General features: G+C 69.7%; 20 protein-coding genes and 1 pseudogene. 8 read left to right on the top strand and 13 right to left on the bottom strand.

From position 1 onward, the window contains the following. Window positions 1-170: 170 nt before the first annotated feature. The 4 genes from FHR32_RS25975 to FHR32_RS25960 form a co-directional block, all read right to left on the bottom strand. Entirely contained in the window at window positions 171-1,298 is a 1,128-nt protein-coding gene (locus FHR32_RS25975) for an SMI1/KNR4 family protein (protein WP_184757143.1), read from the bottom strand. A 79-nt stretch (window positions 1,299-1,377) separates the two neighbouring features. Continuing rightward, entirely contained in the window at window positions 1,378-2,616 is a 1,239-nt protein-coding gene (locus FHR32_RS25970) for a sugar ABC transporter permease (RefSeq protein ID WP_184757141.1), read from the bottom strand. Further along, a complete protein-coding gene (locus FHR32_RS25965) occupies window positions 2,613-3,425 on the bottom strand; it encodes an ATP-binding cassette domain-containing protein (RefSeq protein WP_184757140.1) in 813 nt (270 codons plus the stop codon). Before FHR32_RS25965 ends, FHR32_RS25970 begins: the two co-directional genes overlap by 4 nt. A gap of 7 nt (window positions 3,426-3,432) precedes the next feature. Next, complete coding sequence (locus FHR32_RS25960) at window positions 3,433-4,509, bottom strand: substrate-binding domain-containing protein (protein WP_184757138.1); 1,077 nt, start codon at window positions 4,507-4,509, stop codon at window positions 3,433-3,435. Window positions 4,510-5,132: 623 nt separating this feature from the next. Here FHR32_RS25960 and FHR32_RS47360 point away from each other — a divergent pair. The 4 genes and pseudogenes from FHR32_RS47360 to FHR32_RS25940 all read left to right on the top strand — a co-directional run bounded on the left by FHR32_RS47360 (window position 5,133) and on the right by FHR32_RS25940 (window position 7,892). Beyond that, entirely contained in the window at window positions 5,133-5,435 is a 303-nt protein-coding gene (locus FHR32_RS47360; protein ID WP_221466210.1) for a hypothetical protein, read from the top strand. 130 nt (window positions 5,436-5,565) lie between these two features. After that, entirely contained in the window at window positions 5,566-6,552 is a 987-nt protein-coding gene (locus tag FHR32_RS25950; protein WP_184757136.1) for an outer membrane protein assembly factor BamB family protein, read from the top strand. A gap of 28 nt (window positions 6,553-6,580) precedes the next feature. After that, window positions 6,581-6,697: pseudogene (locus FHR32_RS25945) on the top strand (IS5/IS1182 family transposase); the annotation flags it as partial. Between the two features lie 154 nt (window positions 6,698-6,851). Next, a complete protein-coding gene (locus tag FHR32_RS25940) occupies window positions 6,852-7,892 on the top strand; it encodes a trypsin-like serine peptidase (RefSeq protein WP_184757134.1) in 1,041 nt (346 codons plus the stop codon). A 316-nt stretch (window positions 7,893-8,208) separates the two neighbouring features. Here the strand turns inward: FHR32_RS25940 and FHR32_RS25935 are convergent, their stop codons facing one another. The 3 genes from FHR32_RS25935 to FHR32_RS25925 all read right to left on the bottom strand — a co-directional run bounded on the left by FHR32_RS25935 (window position 8,209) and on the right by FHR32_RS25925 (window position 10,608). Continuing rightward, a complete protein-coding gene (locus tag FHR32_RS25935; RefSeq protein WP_184757132.1) occupies window positions 8,209-8,829 on the bottom strand; it encodes a transposase in 621 nt (206 codons plus the stop codon). A 27-nt stretch (window positions 8,830-8,856) separates the two neighbouring features. Beyond that, window positions 8,857-9,153 carry an AfsR/SARP family transcriptional regulator gene (locus FHR32_RS25930; protein WP_184757130.1) on the bottom strand — a complete coding sequence of 99 codons (297 nt, stop codon included), beginning with the start codon at window positions 9,151-9,153 and terminating at the stop codon, window positions 8,857-8,859. Window positions 9,154-9,249: 96 nt separating this feature from the next. Beyond that, window positions 9,250-10,608: an MFS transporter gene (locus tag FHR32_RS25925; RefSeq protein WP_184757128.1), complete on the bottom strand. Its 1,359-nt coding sequence runs from the start codon at window positions 10,606-10,608 to the stop codon at window positions 9,250-9,252. A 91-nt stretch (window positions 10,609-10,699) separates the two neighbouring features. Between FHR32_RS25925 and FHR32_RS25920 the strand changes: the two genes are divergently transcribed. Beyond that, entirely contained in the window at window positions 10,700-11,293 is a 594-nt protein-coding gene (locus FHR32_RS25920; protein ID WP_184757127.1) for a TetR/AcrR family transcriptional regulator, read from the top strand. 47 nt (window positions 11,294-11,340) lie between these two features. Here the strand turns inward: FHR32_RS25920 and FHR32_RS25915 are convergent, their stop codons facing one another. After that, window positions 11,341-12,306, bottom strand: a complete 966-nt coding sequence (locus tag FHR32_RS25915; RefSeq protein ID WP_184757126.1) for a helix-turn-helix transcriptional regulator — start codon at window positions 12,304-12,306, stop codon at window positions 11,341-11,343. A gap of 62 nt (window positions 12,307-12,368) precedes the next feature. Between FHR32_RS25915 and FHR32_RS25910 the strand changes: the two genes are divergently transcribed. From FHR32_RS25910 to FHR32_RS25900, 3 genes are all read left to right on the top strand, one after another. Beyond that, window positions 12,369-13,517 (top strand): epoxide hydrolase family protein, encoded by a 1,149-nt coding sequence (locus FHR32_RS25910; RefSeq protein ID WP_184757124.1) that lies wholly within the window; start codon window positions 12,369-12,371, stop codon window positions 13,515-13,517. A gap of 189 nt (window positions 13,518-13,706) precedes the next feature. Then, complete coding sequence (locus tag FHR32_RS25905) at window positions 13,707-14,465, top strand: CoA transferase subunit A (RefSeq protein ID WP_184757122.1); 759 nt, start codon at window positions 13,707-13,709, stop codon at window positions 14,463-14,465. Beyond that, window positions 14,465-15,115 carry a CoA transferase subunit B gene (locus tag FHR32_RS25900; RefSeq protein ID WP_184757120.1) on the top strand — a complete coding sequence of 217 codons (651 nt, stop codon included), beginning with the start codon at window positions 14,465-14,467 and terminating at the stop codon, window positions 15,113-15,115. Before FHR32_RS25905 ends, FHR32_RS25900 begins: the two co-directional genes overlap by 1 nt. 65 nt (window positions 15,116-15,180) lie before the next feature. Here FHR32_RS25900 and FHR32_RS25895 read toward each other — a convergent pair whose 3' ends face one another. Genes FHR32_RS25895 through FHR32_RS25875 form a run of 5 tightly spaced genes read right to left on the bottom strand, consistent with a single transcriptional unit; the run spans window position 15,181 to window position 19,454 of the window. Further along, window positions 15,181-16,269: a branched-chain amino acid ABC transporter permease gene (locus tag FHR32_RS25895; protein WP_221466208.1), complete on the bottom strand. Its 1,089-nt coding sequence runs from the start codon at window positions 16,267-16,269 to the stop codon at window positions 15,181-15,183. Then, the gene (locus tag FHR32_RS25890) at window positions 16,266-17,132 is read right to left on the bottom strand and encodes a branched-chain amino acid ABC transporter permease (RefSeq protein ID WP_184757118.1); all 867 of its coding nucleotides are present in this window, start codon (window positions 17,130-17,132) and stop codon (window positions 16,266-16,268) included. Before FHR32_RS25890 ends, FHR32_RS25895 begins: the two co-directional genes overlap by 4 nt. Next, the gene (locus FHR32_RS25885; RefSeq protein ID WP_184757116.1) at window positions 17,129-17,824 is read right to left on the bottom strand and encodes an ABC transporter ATP-binding protein; all 696 of its coding nucleotides are present in this window, start codon (window positions 17,822-17,824) and stop codon (window positions 17,129-17,131) included. The genes FHR32_RS25890 and FHR32_RS25885 overlap by 4 nt, the downstream gene beginning before the upstream one ends. Further along, window positions 17,821-18,597: an ABC transporter ATP-binding protein gene (locus tag FHR32_RS25880; RefSeq protein WP_184757114.1), complete on the bottom strand. Its 777-nt coding sequence runs from the start codon at window positions 18,595-18,597 to the stop codon at window positions 17,821-17,823. Before FHR32_RS25880 ends, FHR32_RS25885 begins: the two co-directional genes overlap by 4 nt. After that, complete coding sequence (locus tag FHR32_RS25875) at window positions 18,594-19,454, bottom strand: ABC transporter substrate-binding protein (RefSeq protein WP_376773406.1); 861 nt, start codon at window positions 19,452-19,454, stop codon at window positions 18,594-18,596. Before FHR32_RS25875 ends, FHR32_RS25880 begins: the two co-directional genes overlap by 4 nt. Window positions 19,455-20,032 lie beyond the last annotated feature (578 nt).

The following is a 20,032-nucleotide window of genomic DNA, read 5'->3' as shown; positions in this document are numbered from 1 at the left end:
GTCTCCTCGATGGTCTCGCAGGTGTCGTGGCCGCGGACCGTGGTTGCCCCGTGTGACGGCGATCCCCCGAGCGGCCACAGTCTTGATGGTAACCACCGGCCTCCCGCCGGACCGCTCACCGGTGGGCCCCGCCCTTCACCGTGTCGACTCCCAGTCCAGCGTTCCCTTCCTCACCCTCGGCCGCCAGCCGCGGATCGGCCTGCCGGTCTCCAGGGATTCCGCGGTCGCCCTGAGCAGGGCGAGATAGGACGGCCAGGCGACGTCTCCCTCCAGCGTCCGCGAACGGGATCAGGTGGCCGTCCCATGGCCGCCTCCGCCTTGGCGATGACGCGGACACGCGCCGGGGGCTGCAGCGTCCGATAGGTGGCGGGAGCTCTGCGCGCCAGCCAGCGCTCGATACGCCGCCACACGGCGTCCGTCCGGGAGGCGACCGCCGGATCAGGACTCCGCACGACGGGCGGGCGCCGCGCCGGACGGCATCCGCTGGCGCGGGCCTGCGCGGGAGTGAGCCTCTCCGGTGTCGGTTCGGCGGTCGGTGTCGGTGTCGGTGACGGGCGGGGGGCACCGGCGCAGCCACTCGGGGCCAGGTCCGCGGGCTCATCGGCCCAGCGCAGCTCGCAGCCCGATGTGACGGCCGGGTACCAGTCGCGCAGGGCCGTGCCCTTCTCCATCGAATCGGCCACGGCCTCCAGCAGGGCGAGGTAGGAGGGCCAGCCCATCGGGCCGTCGTAGCGGAGGTTCTCGTTCCACGTGGACTCACCGACACGGCCGGTCCGGGGGTCGATGAACAACTCCCTCCCCTTCCCCGTCGCGGCGAAGGGCAGCAGGCTCCCGTGCCATCTCCCGTGTTCTGGATCGGCCGCCTCGGGTGGTCCCTCCATCACGAGATCACGGCAGTTGTAGGACCTCATGGTGAAGATGTCGTCCAGATCCGACAGCCCCTGCGACATCGGCAGCTGGAACCCGGCGCCCCAGTTGCCGTCGGCCCCGTCATGGCGGAGCAGCGAGGCGTACAGGTCGTCGGCGGACGGCCGCGAGCCGTCGTCCCATTCCACGGGCTCGCAACCGGCGGCACGCGCCTGGCCCGGGGTGAGGATTCGGGCGCGGATCCCCGCCTCGGTCTCCGGGGCCGGTTTCCCCTGCGCGTCGACGCAGCTCATCGACATCACGTTGCCCGTGGACAGGGAGGAGCAATAGACGACCTCGCCCATCACCGGGGAGCCGGCCGCCGCCGCGCCCCCGATCAGCACCAGCGCGAGCGCGCTCCGTACGGCCCGAGCAACCCGGAGCCCGGTCATTCGCCGCGTTCCGTCCCGAGGGCCGGCGTCCTCGGGGCGTGCTCCGGCGCGCCGTCCCGGAGCACGCCCCCGTGGACGGCTACGCCCTGCCGTGGGACACCCTCGATCTGCGCGCCACGGAGTCCAGAGCCACGGCGAGCAGCAGGACCGCGCCGGTGACCATGAATCTGAAGGACGAGTCGAGGTTGAGCAGGGTCAGCCCGCTGGAGATGGACTGGATCACCACGATGCCCAGCAGCGCGGCGAAGGCGGTGCCCCGGCCTCCGAAGAGGCTCGTCCCGCCGATGACCGCCGCGGCGATCGCGTTGAGGTTGACGTCCCCGGCGCCGCTGCTCTGGTTGACCGCCGCCAGCCTGGCCGCCGCCAAGACGCCGCCGACGGCGGCGAGCGTGGTGCACAGGACGAAGGCGGAGGTGTAGACGGCCTTCACGTTGATGCCGGCCCGGCGAGCCGCCTCCGCGTTGCCGCCGACGGCGTAGATCGACTTGCCGAACTTCGTCCGCGCCAGCATGTAGTGCATCGCCAGGACCAGCACCAGGAAGAGGACGAACATCCAGCCGACGCCCCGTGTCTGGTTGAGGTAGTACACGACCAGGCCGAGTCCGGCCAGCAGCGCCGTACTGCGCACGAGGAGGAACCGCGTCGACACTGCGGACAGGGACGCCCGCCGGCGTGCCCGGGCGTGGGCGTATCCGCTGGCGAACAGTCCAGCCGCGGCCAGCACGACGAGGACGTAGGACAGCCACGGCGGCACGAAGGCCAGTTGGGCGAAGGTCACCAGCCCCGAGTCGAACGGCAGGTTGATCGAGCCCTTCGCGCCGAGCACGTAGAGCTGCACGCCGAGCAGGCCCAGCAGTCCGGCCAGGGTGATGACGAAGCTCGGCACCCCGAACCGATTGAAGATCTGCCCGTAGATCCAGCCCATCGCGCATCCCAGGAGCACGGCGGCCAGGACGGCCACCCAGGCCGGAAGCCCGCGGTCCACGAAGAGCACCGCCATGGTCGCGGACGACAGGCCGCTGACGGAGCCGACGGACAGGTCGATCTCGCCCACGAGCAGCATGCACACGACGCCCAGGGCGATGATGCCCACGGGCACGCACTCCAGCGTGAGGTTCACCAGGTTGGGGCTGGACAGAAAGATGGGATTGAGGACCTGCAGCACGGTCCAGATGACGACCAGCCCGGCGACGACGGGAAGGACTCCGAGGTCGCCGCTCCGGACCCGGTCGACCAGGAGGGGGATCGCGCCGCGTATGCCGGTACGGCCTCGCAGCCGCTCGTCCTGCAGATCCGTGGGGGTGTCGACGGTGGTCACGGGTGGGATCCCTCCTCGGCGGACGTCGGCGCCGGTTGCCGGTGGCGCGCGGAACGCTGCGCCACCACGTTGTCCCTCGCGCCGGTGATCGCCGCGATGATGTCCTCGGGTGAGACGTCGTCGACGTCGAAGATCCCGTTGTTGCGACCCAGCCGGAGCACGCCCACCTTGTCGGCGACCGCCTTCACGTCGGCCATGTTGTGACTGATCATGATCACGCCCAGGCCGTGGTCGCGCAGCCGCTCGATCAGGTTGAGGACCTCGGCCGTCTGCGCCACGCCCAGGGCCGCGGTCGGCTCGTCGAGGATGACCACCTTGGGGTCGGCGAGCAGGGACCTGGCGATCGCGACGGTCTGCCGCTGGCCCCCCGAGAGCGAGGCGACCGGGACACGCACCGACGGGATCTTGGCCGAGAGCTGGCGGAGCAGCTCCCAGGAGCGCACCTCCATCGCCACGTCGTCCAGGCGCAGCGCGCGGACCTCATGCCCGAGGAAGAGGTTCTCGATCACGTTGAGGTTCTCGCACAGGGCCAGGTCCTGAAAGACCGTCGCGATGCCGAGCCGATGGGCGTCCGCCGGGCTGGAGATCTCGATCTGCCCGGACTCGAAGGTGATGGTCCCGGAGTCGGGGGTGTGGACACCGGACAGGACCTTGACCAGGGTCGATTTCCCCGCGCCGTTGTCGCCGACGACGGCGAGGACCTGGCCGGAGACGACGTCGAGGTCGATGTCGGTGAGCGCGGCCACCGCCCCGAAGGACTTGGTGATGCCGCGCAGGGACAGAATGGGGTCGGTCGTGGATGGAGGCATGGCGGTCCTACTTGATCCCGAGCTTGTCGCAGGCCGCCTTGTACGCCGGGGTGCAGACGTCCGCGGCCTTGAACGGCCCGTCCGGCCCGAGCACTTCCTCGGCCAGGTTCTTCTGCGTGACCACCGTCGGGGTGAAGAGCTGCGAGGGCGTGTCGAAGAGCGTGGTCTTCGCGGCGGGCGTCTTCCCCTGGGCGAACTCGTTGGCGATCTCGGCCGCCGCCTCGGCGACGATGCTGATGGGCTTGGAGATCGTGTTGTACTGGTCGCCGGCGACGATCCGCTGGATCGCGGCGAGTTCGGCGTCGTTGCCACTGATCGGGGGGACCGGCGTGTCGGCGGCCTTGAACGCGGAGATCGCGCCGCCCCCGGTGCCGTCGTTGGCGGCGACCACACCGGCGATCTGGCCGGGGAACTGGGCGATCTGGCCGCTGACCCACTCCTGCGCCTTGCTCGGCTGCCAGCCCGGGGTGTCGTACTCGGCCAGCAGCTTCAGGCCGCTGGAGTCGACGGCGCTGTGAATGCCCTTCTTGATCAGTCCGGCCGCCGCGTCCGTGGGTGAGCCGTTGACCACGAGGATCCCGCCCTTGGCGTCGTTCTCCTTGAGGCGGTCGACGAGCGACTGGGCGATCAGGGAACCGATCTTCTCGTTGTCGAACGAGACGTAGTAGTCGGCCTTGGCGGCCGGGATGGGCCGGTCGTAGGCGATGACCGGAACCTTCTGCGCCTGCGCCGACTTGACGATGGTGGCGGCCGCCGCCGAGTCGACGGGGTCGATGACGATCGCCTTGACACCCTGGGCGAGGACGGAGTCGGCCTGCTGCTGCTGCTTCGCCGCATCGGAGCCGGCGTTCTGGTACAGCACCTCGCAGCTCGGGCAGAGCTTCCTCATCTCCGCCTTGAACAGCGGCGCGTCGTACAGCTCGTACCTCGTCGAGGCGATGTCCGGCATGAGGAACGCGACCTTCGCGTTCTGGGCGCCTCCCCCCGACCCCGCCGGCGTCGTGGCGGACGAGCAGGCGGCTGCCGTCGCTATCGCCGCCACCGCGGCCGTGACCAGCAATGCACGTGAGGGGACCGTCTTCATCAAATCTCCTTGAGCGTGGATACCCCGCCCCCAGGCAGGGGGAGGAAACGCGGCACGGCACCGCGCGATTCGGTAAAATGTTCGACGGTGGCGATAACCAAGCCACTGCCTGCGTGATCGGCAACGCCCTCGCCGCCGGGCCGGCGGAGAGGTGAAACGCCTGTGGAGCCGGGGTAAGACCTCAAGGGAGATTCCTCCTGGCGGGCGACCGGCGGTGAAGCAGGAAGCCTCACGGATGACCGTGGGAATCCCCTCCCTCCGGGGAGGGATGGATGTCAATGCGTGCTCCTTGGCTCTTCCCGTTGCAGGGCGACGTCTCGCTGAGTTTCACCGGCGAGAGGGTGCCTATGTGAAAAACACAACACTGGAGAGCCTTTGAGTGTCAAGAGTCTGATAAAAACAACAGATATCATGTTATAAACTGCACGCGGGCCGCCCTGAGACTCTCGGTGGACCCCGGCTCTCCACCAGGCCAAGGCTGCACAGAGAGGCATCGCGGGCTTTTGTCCCGTTCGTGCGGCGCTGTCCTCGAGGTGTTATCTTCAGCGAAAACATCACATCCGGCCGACGGCGGCCGTGTCATGCCGGGCAGGCGGCTGACATGGATCTGTGCCGTCCCTGACATGCGGGCGGGCCAGGGTGCGTGGTGGAAGGACACCACCACCGAGGAGGACATCATGGCCCTTGCCTTCGAGGCAGAGGGGCTGGTCAAACGCTACGGGAAGACGACCGCCCTCGCCGGGATCGATCTGGCCGCCCGGCGGGGCACCGTTCCCGTCGAGGGGGACGCCGTGTTCACCGAGATCGTGCGGCGGCTCGACCAGGAACGGATCGCGGTCACCGAACTCATCCTCCGGCTGCCCAGCCTGGACGAGGTCTTCTTCACGCTCACCGGGCGCCACACCGGACAGGAGGCGGCGGCATGACGCTCACCGCGGAACGCGCGCAGGCACCGGCCCCGTCCCGGAACGTCCCTTCGGGCTCGTACGGCACAGCCTCGCGCTCTTCAGGAGAAGCTACGCCAAGACCCTGCGCACCCCCGAGCAGCTCCTCGACGTGACGCTGCAGCCGATCATCTTCGTGCTGGTCTACGTCATTACCACCCCCGCGGTCTGGGGGCCGTGGGTGTTCGTGGAGGAATGGCGGACGTCGCGTTGGATCTACGTGCACGACCTACGTTCCGGAGAGGTCGTGCACACCATCGAGCGGGGAGGAACACCGACCGTCGCCGGTGACCTGCTCCTGATCCACGAGGTCGAGGCCGGGGCCCGGGCGTTGCGGCTGCCGGACCTGACAGAGATCTGGCGGGGCGCACGGCGCGAGACCGGCGTGGAATCCGACGGCTGGCTGCGGGCTTGCCTGACGTTTGGTCCTGACGGTACCGCCTACGCGACGCTCGGCATGGGGAGCGGCTCCGAGCAGTCCGGAATCGTCGGATTCGACCCATCGACGGGCGAGGTGCTGTTCGAGTGCGGCGGGTGGGAGGAGAACGCAGGGTTCGCCCACGCGCATCCGGTGGTCGCCGGGGGCTTGGTGTGGATGCAGGTGGACGACGCCATTGTGGGCATGGACCCGAGGACGGGCGAATACCGCCGCTCGCACCGGCCGAAGGCCCGGATGAGCGGCGACCGGATCCTGGCCGTGGCCGACGGCATGGTCTTTGTTCTCGACACGCAGACGCCTGGGTCCTTCGGCGAGGACAAGCATCTTCAGGCCATCGACAGTGTCTCCGGCGATCTGCGGTGGTCGGCGCCGCTCACCCCGGCGCGGCCGCTGGAACAGCCGCACGTGGTGAGCTCGCCCGTTGTCACCGGGAGGGCGGTCTACATCGCCGACAGGTCCGGTGTGGTCCGCGCGTTCGGCACCGGCAGCGGTGAAGCCCGCTGGACCGTAGAGACAGGCCATCCAATCGGCAACGTCTACGATGAGGTCCTGATGGCGCAGGAAGACGAGAGTTTCTTCGACGAGGACGCTCAGGCCGTCCTGCCGGGCGACGGAATCCTCTACATCCGCACCGACACAGGAGTGGTGGCACTTCGATGACGATGAGCGTCCACCACGATGGCCACGTGTGGTGGACTTCTACCTGTACCTGTCCGCCGCGCTCGTCACCATACGTCAACTCATCCAACGCGCCCGCAAGCGTTACCGCTGGGACACCCGCCCGACGACCAAGCGACTGAAGTGATCCCTATTGCCGGGCGCTCTTAATCGTTTCTTTACGGGACATCTCGCAAGCGTTACGATCTTCCTTCTGGTCGGCCGGGCTCATCAGCCAGGCCGATTTTCCATGCTGGCGGGGGCAATGAAGGACGCCCTATGACTGGACGGGAAGATCTGTTATGAGGCGCACACTGATCGCGTTAGGCATCGGCTTGGGTCTGCTGGGCTCCACTGTCGTCTCCGCACCGGCTCAGGCCTCGAGCTGGGTGGCAGACCCCCTGGCCTCCACTGTGACTGCAGCTCAGCAGGTCGCGGCGTTCTGGCTCGCCGACGGGGCCGCCAACCTGAAGAACGCCACACCCTACGCCGTGCAGACCGTGGTCCACGGAGAACGCGGGTCCACCGACGTAGTCCTGGACGGCAAGCCCGGCGTAGTCGCGCCGGTGCCGAGCCCGCTCTCAGAGGAGGGGCAACCGCCCATGACCTTGGGCAAGGTGTTCTTCGTCGGTGCCGACGGTCAGCCGCACTGGTGCACGGGCACCGCCATGCAGTCGAAGTACCGCAACGTCGTCGCCACGGCCGGTCACTGCGTGTACGACACCCAGAGCGGTCGCACCACGCTCGACAAGTGGGCCTTCGTTCCCGGCTACTCCGAGGGCACGACCCCGTGGGGCCTGTACGTCGGAAAGCAGGCCGTCACCCATTTCGACTTCTACGCGTCCACGGACTACGACCGCGACTTCGCCTTCGTGAACGTGTACGGCGGCGTCGTCTCGTCCTCCGCCGGCGAGCTGACCAACACCGGGAGGCTGGTCGACAACGTCGGCGGGCAGGGCTTCATCTGGAACCAGAGGACGGCCTCCTCGGTGGACGTCTTCGGCTACCCGGCCGGCCCCAACCCCGACGGAACCCAGCCCTACACAGGCCAGACCCTCGAATCGTCCACCGGATCGACATTCACCATGACGCTCTCCGACCTCCCCTCCGACCAGCCCATCGGCGTCGACTCCCCGTTCACCGGTGAAGGCTCCCTCGGCTCCTCCTGGCTGTCCCGCTACAGCAGCGACCTCCGCATCGGCTACCTCACCGGCATCACGATCAGCGTCTCCGACACCGACGGCGACAACCGCTACGACACCGGCGTCTCCCCGTACTTCGACGGCCAGGTGGCAGAGGTCTACAACACCGCCAGCAACCTCTGGACCGGCTCCATCGCATAGACGGCCGCCGTACATTGCCGTACTCCCCCACCCAGGCGGGTACGGCAGGGCCCCTCATTCGCTGAAGCGGGCCAGATGGCGCCCGAGGGTATCTCTCCAAGTGTGTAAGGAGTGATCTAGAGGGAAGCAAGTCCCCTGTGGGGACACCCACTTCTTCGGGGGGAGAACGACTATCGTGTCCGTAATCGAGAGTTCTGATGTGGCGGGTGTCGGCGGTCATGTGACGGATACCGCTGTGACCTCGTTCCACCGTCGGTGGCAGGCTGTTGCCCGGTGTTGATGACGTCGCCGCCAGTGCGACCGGTGCAGGGCGTGATCAGGGTCGATGTTCCGCCTGGGCCGGGCCGGCACGAGGACCCGATGAATCGGACTTGACGGCGATCACATAGCTGTAGCCCACCTCGCGGATGGTCATCCGGCAGGCGCGCCCGCCGTACACCTCATCGGCGGCCACCCACGCGCGGATGACGCCACGCTCGCGCGCATGGGTGAGCATCTCGCATGGCAACTGCGGCTTGGTGGCGAACATCACCTCCTCGGGAACCCCGCCCAGCGTGCCGGAGTACTGGCGGGCCGCGCCGACGGCGTCGGTGGATGACTTCTCATCGCCGGTCTCATCGCCGATCTCATCGACCACCGGCACCACGTCCTCGGTGCCGAGATGGTCGATGGCCCAGGCCGCGACACGGATTCGGATGGTGCGCTCGTCCCAGCGGGCCCGCGGCAGGAAGTGCCGAAGAATGTGCGGGCCACGATGCCCGATCGCCTCGCCGAGGGTCCAGCAGTTGGCCGTGCCCTCCACCGCGAGCATCGCCTCGATCATGTTCCGGCAGGTCAGCCGAGTTTCTCTGCGCGGGAAGCAATCAGCCGGCCGGTCCATCAGCCCCGCAAAGCAGCCCGGCCAACGCTCGTGCGCTACCGTGACCCCTGCGGCCACCGTGTCTATGTTCGTCGTCACAAACGATCATGATGCTGGTGGCCGTTCCCATACCCGCGGGCGCCCCCAGGGATCACTGCCCCCGAGATCCCGATCTACAGCTGCCGTATCCGTCCTCACCTCGCAGCCGAACCCGCAGCCGCTCCCGCGACGGATGGCGGGCCGCTCCTGCGGCCAGAGCGCATCCGCCAGCTCCTCGACCGTGACGACCCGGCCCACCCCCACGGCGAGCCGGACCAGGAGCACGCGCAGCCGGGCGCCCCCGATCTCGACGCTCTCGCCGCCCGCCGTCACCTCCAGCGGGCCCAGGATGCCCACGCGCATGAGCTCAACCGTCCCATGCCGCGAGGACGGGACAGCCGCCTGACCGAGGCCCCGCCCATCCCTGACACGACGCCCACGGTGCCTGCCGGGACCACATCACGCTCGGACCGTGACCGTGGCGCGCGGCAGGAGCTGGACCAGTCCCGCGATGACCAGGGTGACGGCGATCAGATAGACCAGCCCGTGCTGGAACGCCTGCGTCACTCCGCCCGGGAGGCCGCCGTAGAACACGATGCCGATGATGCCGACCCCGAGCGCCGCGCCGACCTGCTGGGCCGTCGTGAGCACTCCGGCGGCGGCCCCTGCGTGGTGCGGCGCGACCCTGGCGAGGACGGTGCCCATGATCGGCGCGAACGCCAACCCCATGCCGAACCCGTCGACGAGCAACGCGGGGACCAGCCACCCGACCGGCCCGTCCCAGGCGACCGTGACGAGGAGGACGGTCAGGCCGAGGGCTCTGGTCAGCCCGCCGAAGGCGATCACCTGGCGGCCGAGGCGGGCCATCAGCCGGGGCGCGAGCAGTGACCCCGCCAGGTAGCCCGCGCCGATCGGCGCGAAGATCAGGCCGGCCTGGAGGGCGTCGAGACCCCTGCCCTCCTGGGCGTACAGGGCGAAAATCAGGAAATAGGCGGCCATGCCCATCGTGAAGGCGAGCTGGGTGAGCAGCCCGGCGGTGAACGCCCGCTCGCGGAACAGGGTCAGGTCGATCAGGGGCGACTCGTGCCGCCGCCTGCCGTACGCGAGGAGGAGCGCGGCGGCCGCGGCGAACGACAGCCACGTCCACAGCGGCCAGCCCTGCTCACGGCCCTCGATCAGCGGCAGCAGGGTCGCGACCAGCGCGAGCGTGACGAGGGCGGTGCCGCCGAGGTCGAGCCGTACGGCACCGCCGGGACGGCTCTCGGGGACCACCCGCCCGGTCATGACCAGGGCGGCCACCCCGATCGGCACGTTGATCAGGAAGCAGACCCGCCAGCCGAGCCCGAACAGGTCGGCCTGGATGAGCACTCCGCCGACGAGCTGACCGAACACCGCGGCCAGACCCATGGTCAACGCGTAGGCGTTGATGGCCTTGACCTGGGCGGGCCCGCTGTAGGCGGTGCGCAGGATGGCCAGCACCTGCGGGGAGAGCAGCGCGGCCGCCGCGCCCTGGGCGACGCGGGCGGCGACCAGCGTGGCCGCGTCGGGGGCGAGGCCGCACGCGACCGAGGCGAGCGTGAACAGGACCAGGCCGATGGCGAACATCCGGCGGCGGCCGAAGATGTCGCCGAGCCTCCCGCCGAGGACGAGGCCGGAGCCGTACGCCAGGCCGTACCCGGCGACCACCCATTCGATGGCGGCGGCGCCGGCGTGCAGGTCGCGCTGGACCGTGGGGATGGCCACGTTGACGATGAAGAAGTCGAGGATCGTGATGAAGACACCGGTCAGCACGGTGGGCAGGGTGCCCGCGCGGGGCATGGCCACTCCTATGGATAGAACGGTCGGTATATGCGGAAGTCATTAGATAGAACGGTTGATCTACTGTCAAGGCCGTGACAGAATCGGATGTGTGACGACGAGACCGGGGCCCCGCGAGCGACTGCTCGACGCCGCCCGTGACCTCACCTACGACCAGGGCGTGCACGTCGGCGTGGACGCGATCCTCAAACAGGCCGACGTCGCCCGCCGCTCGCTCTACCAGCATTTCGGCGGCAAGGACGGGCTCATCGCCGAGATGCTGCGCACCACCTCCAACGAGGCCCGCTACCACCAGGTGATGGACGCGGCAGGCGACGACCCGCGCCTGCGCGTACTCGCCGTCTTCGACGAGCTGGAGAAGATCACCACACGGCCGTCGTTTCACGGCTGCCGCTACACCGCCGCCGAGCTCGCCCTCACCGACCCGGCCCACCCCGCCCACGCGGTGATCCGCGCCTACAAGGACGGGCTCCACCGGCTCTTCACCGCCGAGCTGGCCCGCCACGGCCACCCGGCCCCGGACTTCGGCGCCGACCAGCTCCTCGTGCTCATCGACGGGGTGCTCGCCCACGCCCTCACCCGTCCGGACGCCCACCCCGCCCTGGCCGCCCGAGCGATGGCGGAGCTCGTCCTCGGTTCCGGCACGCCACCGTCCGGCCTCGGACGACGTGGATCGGCCACGTAGTCACGCGCCCCTGCGCCCGCATGCGCCCGACGGCCGGCGCGTCAGCCTCAGCGGTCGGGCGGCGGGGTTCTCGATCGGTCCTGGGCCACCGCGCCGGCGAAGCGGCCGGACAGCTTGCGAAGGTGCCGGGCGAGTTCCGGTGGTGACTCGACCTCGAAGTCGACGTCGAGCATGCCCACCGTGAGCACGACAAGGTCGAACGAGTCCGAGGCGATTTCCAGCAGGCAGGTGTGGTCGTCGATGGGGGTCACGATTCCGCTGACGCGTCCGGCGACGTCCGTCGCGGAGGCGTGCACCCGCAACCGGGCGCGGAGCGGCCACATCTCGAAGCCCATCGTCCTGCACAGATAGGCCGCCACGTCGCCGTCGGGTGGTTCTCGGTGGGTGAATCGGGGACCGTTGGGCGTTCGCAGAGAGATCCGGTCGACCCGGAAGGTGCGCCAGTCCGTCCGTTCGACGTCCCAGCCGACCAGGTACCACTTCCGCCCCCAGCAGACGAGGCGATGCGGTTCGACGCCGCGGCGGGACTCGGTCCCGTTGTGGCTGACGTAGTCGAAACGCAGCACCTCGGAAGCTCGGATCGCGACCGAGATCCCGGTGAGCACCGCCGCCTTCACGGTGGGCACGCTCCTGGGCGGCATCGCGACCACCGCGCTTCTCAGCGCGGTGACCCGGTGTCGCAACCGGGACGGCAGCATCTGCTCGACCTTGGTCAGGGCGCGTAGCGAAGCCTCGTGGTCCGCCGCCGTGGTGTGCAGCCCGACCGTGACCGCCACCGCCTCCTCGTCGTCCAGCAGCAGCGGGGGCAGCGAAGCGCCGGGTCCAAGCCGGTAACCGCCCACCGGGCCCATCGAGGCGTGAATCGAATATCCCAGCTCACGGAGCCTGTCGACATCGCGCCGCACCGTTCTGGTGGTGACCCCCAGCCGCTCGGCGAGTTCCGTGCCGGACCAGTCGCGGTGCGTCTGCAGCAACGACAGCAGCCGCAGCAGCCGGGCGGGTGTTTCCAACATTCCTCCACTATCGCCCCTGTGTAGGACCGGAGCTGTCCTATACAGGGCGCAGGGTGGGCGGCATGAGCACAGAAACGCCCTTCCACATCGATATTCCGCAGGCCGAACTCGACGACCTGCGGGACCGGCTGGCCCGTACCCGCTGGCCGGACGGACTTCCCGGCGTCGGCTGGTCCTACGGGGTGAACAAGGACTACCTCATCGAGCTGGTCGAGCACTGGCGTAACGGCTACGACTGGCGAGAGCACGAGGCCCGTCTCAACAAGGTGCCGCAGTTCACCACGACGATCGACGGGCAGAACGTCCATTTCCTGCATGTACGCTCGCCCGAGCCGGACGCCACTCCACTGATCATCACTCACGGGTGGCCGAGCACGGTGTACGACTTCCTGGACATCCTCGGGCCGCTGACCGACCCGCGGTCACACGGTGGGGACCCGGCGGACGCCTTCCACGTCGTCGCCCCTTCGCTGCCGGGCTTCGCGTTCTCCGGGCCGACGCGGGAGACCGGCTGGGGGGTCAACCGCACCGCGCGGGCCTGGGCCGAGCTGATGCGCCGCCTGGGATACCACCGCTACGGCGCGCAGGGCGGCGACTTCGGCAGCATCGTCTCCCCGGAAATCGGCCGGACGGACCCGGAGCACGTCATCGGCGTCCATGTCAACGCGCTGGCCAACGCCGCGACACCGGTCGACCCCAGCGAACTGGACACGCTCTCCGAGGCGGACCGGGAGCAGGCCGGGCAGAACCAGATGTGGTGGTACGGCCGCTCCGGCTACGCCACACAGATGTCCAACCGGCCGCAGACCCTGGCGTACGCGCTCAACGACTCTCCGGCCGGTCAGCTCGCGTGGAACCTGGAATGGTTCGTGGACTGGGACCCCGCCCGGACCGAGCAGACCCCCATCGACCGCGACGTCATCCTGACCAACGTCACGATCTTCTGGCTGACCTCGACCGCGGGATCAGCCGCTCGGCTCTACCGTGAGGCCGGACCGGAGTCGTGGGGCCGGCGTCCCGAGCCCGCACCGGTTCCGACGGGTGTGGCGAACTTCCCCGGCGACCGGGCGATCCGCGGGCTGGCGGAGCTGTCGAACACGATCACCCACTGGTCGCGGCACTCCCGCGGCGGGCACTTCGCCTCGCTCCAGGCCCCGGACCTGCTGGTCGCGGACATCCGGCAGTTCTTCCGGACGGTGCGGCCGCGGTAGCCGGCCGCCATGACGGCTCCGGGCGGGCTCGGGCGGGCTCCGGCTCCGGCTCCGGCTCCGGCTCCGGCTCCGAAGTAAAGACGATCATAGTCAATCCGCTCCGTCGCCCGTGTCCGCCACCGTCTGACCTCGGACAATGTGGATCGGCCACGTAGTCACGGCCCCCGCGCCCGCCTACGTTCGACAGTCATGAACAAGTTGACGAGTTCGGCCGCCACGGCGGTGACCGATATCCCGGACGGGTCCTCGGTCGCCGTGGGCGGCTTCGGGCTGTGCGGGACGCCGATGGAGCTGATCCGCGCGGTGCACGCGCTCGGCGTCTCCGGGCTGCGGGTGGTCTCCAACAACTGCGGCGTGGACGACTGGGGCCTCGGCATCCTCCTGGCCGACCGGCGGATCGCCCGGATGACCAGCTCGTACGTGGGCGAGAACAAGGAGTTCGCCCGGCAGTACCTCAACGGCGAGCTGGAGGTGGAGCTGGTGCCGCAGGGGACCCTGGCCGAGCGCCTGCGCGCGGGGGGCTGCGGCATCCCGGCCTTCTACACCCCGGCCGGGGTCGGCACACAGATCGCCCAGGGCGGCCTGCCCTGGAGTTACGACACCGGCGGGTCGGTCGTCACCGCCTCTCCCGAGCGGGAGACACGGAGTTTCGGCGACCGGCCCTACGTCCTCGAAGAGGCGATCGTCACCGATTTCGCGCTGGTCCACGCCGCCGTCGGCGACCGGTTCGGCAACCTGCGCTTCAACGCCTCCGCGCGGAACTTCAACCCGCTGTGCGCGATGGCCGGCCGGGTGGCCATCGCCCAGGTCGAGGAGGTCGTCGACGCGCTCGAACCCGACGAGGTGCACCTTCCCGGGATCTTCGTGCAGCGGGTCGTCCACGTGGGGCAGACGGAGAAGAGAATCGAACGGACGACGGTCCGCCCCGTTCCGGAAGGGACTTTCTGATGGCACTGACCCGCGAGCAGATGGCCGCTCGAGCCGCACTCGAACTGGCCGACGGGCAATACGTCAACCTCGGCATCGGCCTGCCCACGCTGATCCCGAACTTCCTGCCCGAGGGCGTGGAGGTGATCCTCCACAGCGAGAACGGCATCCTCGGCCTGGGCCCCTACCCGTATGCGGGTCAGGAGGACCCCGACCTGATCAACGCGGGCAAGGAGACCGTGACTCTCCTGCCCGGCTCCTCGTTCTTCGACTCCGCCCTGTCCTTCGGGGTGATCCGCGGCGGTCACCTGGACGCCGCCGTGCTCGGAGCCATGCAGGTCTCCGCCGCCGGCGACCTGGCCAACTGGACCATCCCCGGCAAGATGATCAAGGGAATGGGCGGCGCCATGGACCTCGTCCACGGCGCCCGCCGGGTGATCGTCCTGATGGAGCACGTGGCCAAGGACGGCTCGCCCAAGATCCTGAAGGAGTGCTCGCTCCCCCTGACCGGTCGGGGGGTGGTGGACCGCATCATCACCGACCTGGCCGTCATCGACGTCACGCCGGACGGCCTGGCCCTGCGCGAGCTCGCGCCCGGTGTCAGCGTGGACGAGGTGCGCGCAGCCACCGAGGCGCCGCTCGCGGTGGAGGACTCGCTTCTGGCCTGCTGAACCGTCCGCCACAGGCCGCCGCACCCTTCCCCGGACGTCCGGGGAAGGGGGCGGCGGCCTGTCGGTCACTTCCGGCGCAGGCGCGCGGCCAGGCTCGTCAGCCCGCCCGGCATGAAGTACACCATCACGATGAACAGCACGCCGAGCACGAACAGCGGCTCCGACAGCGGCGCCCGCAGCACCGCCGGCAGGCTCGCGACGGCGTCGGAGGTGCCGAGCGCGGCGAGCCGGTGGTCGAGGTAGGTGTAGAGGACCCCGCCGAGCGTCGCCCCCCACCTGCTCCCGGTGCCGCCGAGCACCACCATCACCAGGAAGGCGAGGGTGAAGTTGGAGGTGGTGATCTGCGGGCTGGAACCGCCGACCAGGAAGAGGTGCACGACTCCGCCGAGCATCGCCAGGAAGGACGCGACGACGAAGGAGAGCAGGCGGAAGTGGTAGGACGGCAGCCCCAGCACCGACACCCGCAGCTCGTTCTCCCGGATCGCCTGCCAGACCCGGCCGGGCTCGGAGTTCACCGCCCACCCGATGACGGCCAGCACCAGGATCAGGTAGCCGAGCGCGAGCCAGTAGAGGTTGGCGGTGTTGGCCACACCTGACAGGAATCCGGGCAGCGCCGAAGGCGTGAGCGACAGCCCCTCCTCACCGCCGGTGAGGCGGCCCGGGTCGCTCATCACCACGATGGAACCGACCTGTGCCATGGCGAGGGTCACCATGGAGAAGGCGATGCCGTTCACCCGCAGGGCCACGGCTCCCAGCAGCGTGGGCACCACGAGGCCCACGAGCACGGCCAGGAGCAGGGCGGCGGGCAGCGAGAGTCCGAACTTGGTCACGGCGATGTTGACCGTGTAGCTGCCCAGGGCGATGTAGAGGGCGTGCCCGAAGGAGAGCAGCCCCGTGTGGCCGAAGAGCAGGTCGTAGGTGGCCGCGAGCCCGGCGAACACCAGGCAGATCGCCAGCAGTTGCAGCGAGCCCGGACTGTTGACCACGCCGGGGAGCAGCGCGGGCAGGTCCAGGGTGGAGAACGGCAGGATCGCCAGCAGGGCGAACACGGCCACCGGTACGGCGCGGCGCACCATGCGCCGCCTGGCCGGATCCGGGCGCGGCCGGATGTCGTCGACGGTCACGGCTCTCTCCACCACGGCTGTTCTGATCACGTGGCCCTCCCGGCCAGACCGCCCGGCCGGGTCAGCAGGACCACGGCGAGCAAGAGCACCACCGAGGCCTCCCCGACCCCTGCGGCGGCGTAGAAACTGGTGAACTGCTGGACCAGGCCGACCAGGACGGCGGAGACCGCCGAGCCGGTGACCGAGCCCATGCCCCCGATGACGACGACGATGAAGGCGAAGATGAGCAGGGAGGTGCCCTGCCCGGGGGAGACGTTGCCGAAGTAGACCCCGGCCAGTGCCCCCGCCAGCGCCGCCGCGGCGCCACCGATGGCGAACACCAGCGTGAAGGCGGTCCGCACGTTGATGCCGAGCGCGGTGACCATGGTGCGGTCCTCGACGCCCGCCCGGACGATCAGTCCGAAGCGGGTGCGGCGCAGGAACACCTGGATCGCGACCAGCACCACAGCGGCGGCGCCGATCAGCAGGAACCGGTCGTTGGGGACGATCGCGCCGAGAATGCGGGTGGTCTCCCCGGCCCACGCCGGTTTGGGGAAGTTCAGCGGATCCGCTCCGAAGGTGGCCTGCAACAGCGCCACCCCGGCCAGGCTGAGCCCGACGGTGACCAGGACCTGCTCGATCGTCCGGGTGTAGAGCGGCCGGATCAGCAGCACCTCGACCAGCACGGCGACGACCGTGCCGGCCACCACGCCGAACACGACGGCCGGCACGAAGGCGAAGCCCAGATGGGCCGAGGACCACCAGGTGCCGTAGGCGCCGACGGCGAGGAACAGGCCGTGGGCGAAGTTCAGCACGTCGGCCAGGCCGAAGATCAACGACAGTCCGGACGCGATGAGGAAGTACAGCGCGCCCAGGCCGAGGCCGGTGAGCGCGAGGAGAACGACGTTGCTCACGCCACCCCCAGGAGGTCGCGGGTGAGTTCGGGATCGGTGAGCAGCGAGTCGGCGTCCCCGGTGTGGACGACGCTCCCCTGCTCGATGACGACGACGTGATCGGCGATCCGGCGCACCAGGGCCAGGTTCTGCTCCACCAGCAGGATCGGCACGTCGTGGGAGGCGCGCTCCAGCACGTCGGCCACCTCGGTGACGATCCTCGGCGCGAGTCCCTTGGTCGGCTCGTCCACCAGGAGCATCCGGTTGTCGTTGAGCAGCGTGCGGCCGATCGCGACCATCTGCTGCTGCCCGCCCGACAGCGTGCCCGCGCGCTGCGCGCCCCGCTGCTTCAGCTCGGGGAACATCTCGTAGACCTGGTCGTAGCGGTGCGGGCCGCGCCCGCGTTCGGCGAGCCGCAGGTTCTCGGTGACGGTGAGGCCGGCGAAGACGTTGCGGTCCTCGGGCGCGTAGCCCAGCCCCCGACGGATGATCAGGTGGGTGGGCAGGCCGGTGATGTCCTGACCGTCGAGCCGTACGGTCCCGGTCTTCGGCACGAGGCCGAGCACCGCCTTCAGGGTGGTGGTCTTGCCCGCGCCGTTCCGTCCGAGCACGGCGGTGACCCCCTGGGGGGCGACCGTGAAGGCGACGCCCTGCAGGATGTGGGAGGTGCCGATCCGCACGTGGAGGTCGGCGACCTCGAGGAGGGGTTTCACAGGGCCTCCCCGAGGTAGGCGTCCTGGACGACGGGATTGGCCATGACCTTCTCCGGCACGTCTATGGTGAGCAGGCTGCCGTGGTGCATGACGGCGACCCGGTCGGCCAGGCCGAGCAGGACGTCCATGTGGTGTTCCACCATCAGGACCGTGCGGCCCTCCTGGCGGTGCACGGCGCGGATGACGTCGGTGAGGGCGGGCACGTCGGCCACGCCGACCCCGGCCATGGGCTCGTCCAGCAGGATGATGCGCGGGTCGGTGGCGAGCAGGATGGCGATCTCCAGCTTCCGCTTGTCGCCGTGGGACAGCGAGCCGGCGACCTCCGCCGCCCGGCCGGCGAGCCCGACGCGCTGGAGCGCGTCCGCGGTGGCCGCCCACGCCTCGTTGTCCGCCTCGGCCTTCCGCCAGATCCGCAGGCACGTGCCGCGGTGGGCCGCCGCGGCCAGCCGTACGTTCTCCGCCACCGTCAGCGCCGGGAAGACGCTGGAGGACTGGAAGGTACGGCCGAGGCCGCGCCGCGCCCGCCGGTGCGGCGCCGTATCCGTGATGTCGGCCTGGTCCAGTTCGATGGTGCCGGCGGTCGGCCGTACCAGCCCCGAGATGAGGTTGAACAGCGAGGTCTTTCCGGCTCCGTTGGGACCGATCACGGCGACGAACTCGCCCTCGGCGACGTCGAAGCCGACCTCGGAGACGATGTGTGCTCCGCCGACCGCCCAGCCGAGCCCGCGCACGCGCAGGACCGGCTGGGCGGGGACGGTCTCGGCTGTCGTCACTTCTTGACGACCGGGGGCGCGACGGCGTCGGCTTCGAGCTTCTCGACCAGCTCGGCGGTGGGCGTCTCGCCGCCGGTCAGCTTGGCCTGGAACATCGGCTGGAGCAGCGCGTGGTCCTCCGCCCGGACGGTGAGCTTGCCCTTGACGCCGTCGAAGCTCCAACCGGAGAGGGCCTGGGCCATCTTGTCGGGGTCGGTGCCCTGCTCCGCGGCGTGCACGATCATCTGGGCGGCGGTGAAGCCGTCACCGGTGAACAGGTCGACCGTGCCGCCGGCCTTGGTGACCCGCTCGGTCATGGCCTTCTCGATCTCGGTGCCCGCCGCTCCGGCGAAGTAGTGCGACAGGAAGTTGACCTTGTCGGCCACCTTTCCGTAGGACGGCCAGGTGGCGGTGATGTCCAGGCCGGTGACGACCTTGGTCGCGTCGAAGACGCCCTGCTGGCCGAGGGCGGTCCACATGGCCTGCGCGGTCGTGCCCGCCCAGGCGACGAACAGCAGGTCCGCCTTGGACTCCTTGGCCTGGGTGGCGAACGGGGTGAAGTCGGTGGCGCTCGCCGGGACGAGCAGCGGCTCGACCGTGGCCCCCTTCGCTCCCAGGACCGCCTTCACCCCGGCCACGTTGGCCTGGCCGAACGCGCTGTCCTGGGCGAAGACGACGACCTTCTTGCCCTGGGTGTCGCCGATGAAGGCGGCGGCGGTGCTGATGTCCTGGGAGGTCTGCCGACCGGACCGGAAGGTGTAGGCGCCGGCGCCGGTGACCGCGTCGGTGGCGGCCGGGCCCGAGACGAACAGCACCTTGTTCTGCTCGGTGATCGGAGCGACCTGCGTGGCCACTCCCGACGAGGTGGACCCCGCGATGATCTTGTAGCCCTTGCCGATCAGGTCCTTCGCCGCGGACCGCGCCTGTCACGGGTGGGCCGGAGCAGGGGGGACCGGCGTGAGCGCGCGATCGTCTCTGGCCGGTATGTCGCCGGGCCACATCCCCCTCCTCCACCCATCTCTCCAGCGCCTCGAAAGCCCACCGGTAGTAGGGCAGCATCGGCACCAGCCTGCCGGGGAACATGCCGCAGAAGCCGTCGACGTGGTTGCCGTCCTCGATCCGGTACAGCCGGTGCAGTTCCGGGCGGCCCTGCGACGCGATCATGTCCGCGTGCGCGTCCTGCGACCCGTGGTCGCGGTAGCGGGGGTAGCGCTTGAGCGCGGCCGGCAGGTAGGTCAGCAGGTTCGGCCCGTCCCGATGCCAGAGCGGCCCGTCCCAACAACGACCTCCGGGGGCATCGTCCGCGTTCATACGCCCGCCGGGATCACCGGATCGGGTGAGCCCTCCGGCCGGGCGGCGGAAGCCGTACCGTCTCCGGGGGTGGCGGAGCATCTCCGATGACCGTGAAAGCAAATCAGCGGATCGGGCGACAAAGGAGGACCGCCAACCGCGTCCG

The sequence above is a fragment of the Streptosporangium album genome (genome assembly GCF_014203795.1).
Lineage (GTDB): Bacteria > Actinomycetota > Actinomycetes > Streptosporangiales > Streptosporangiaceae > Streptosporangium > Streptosporangium album.
This window is presented reverse-complemented; position numbering and strand designations above follow the sequence as displayed.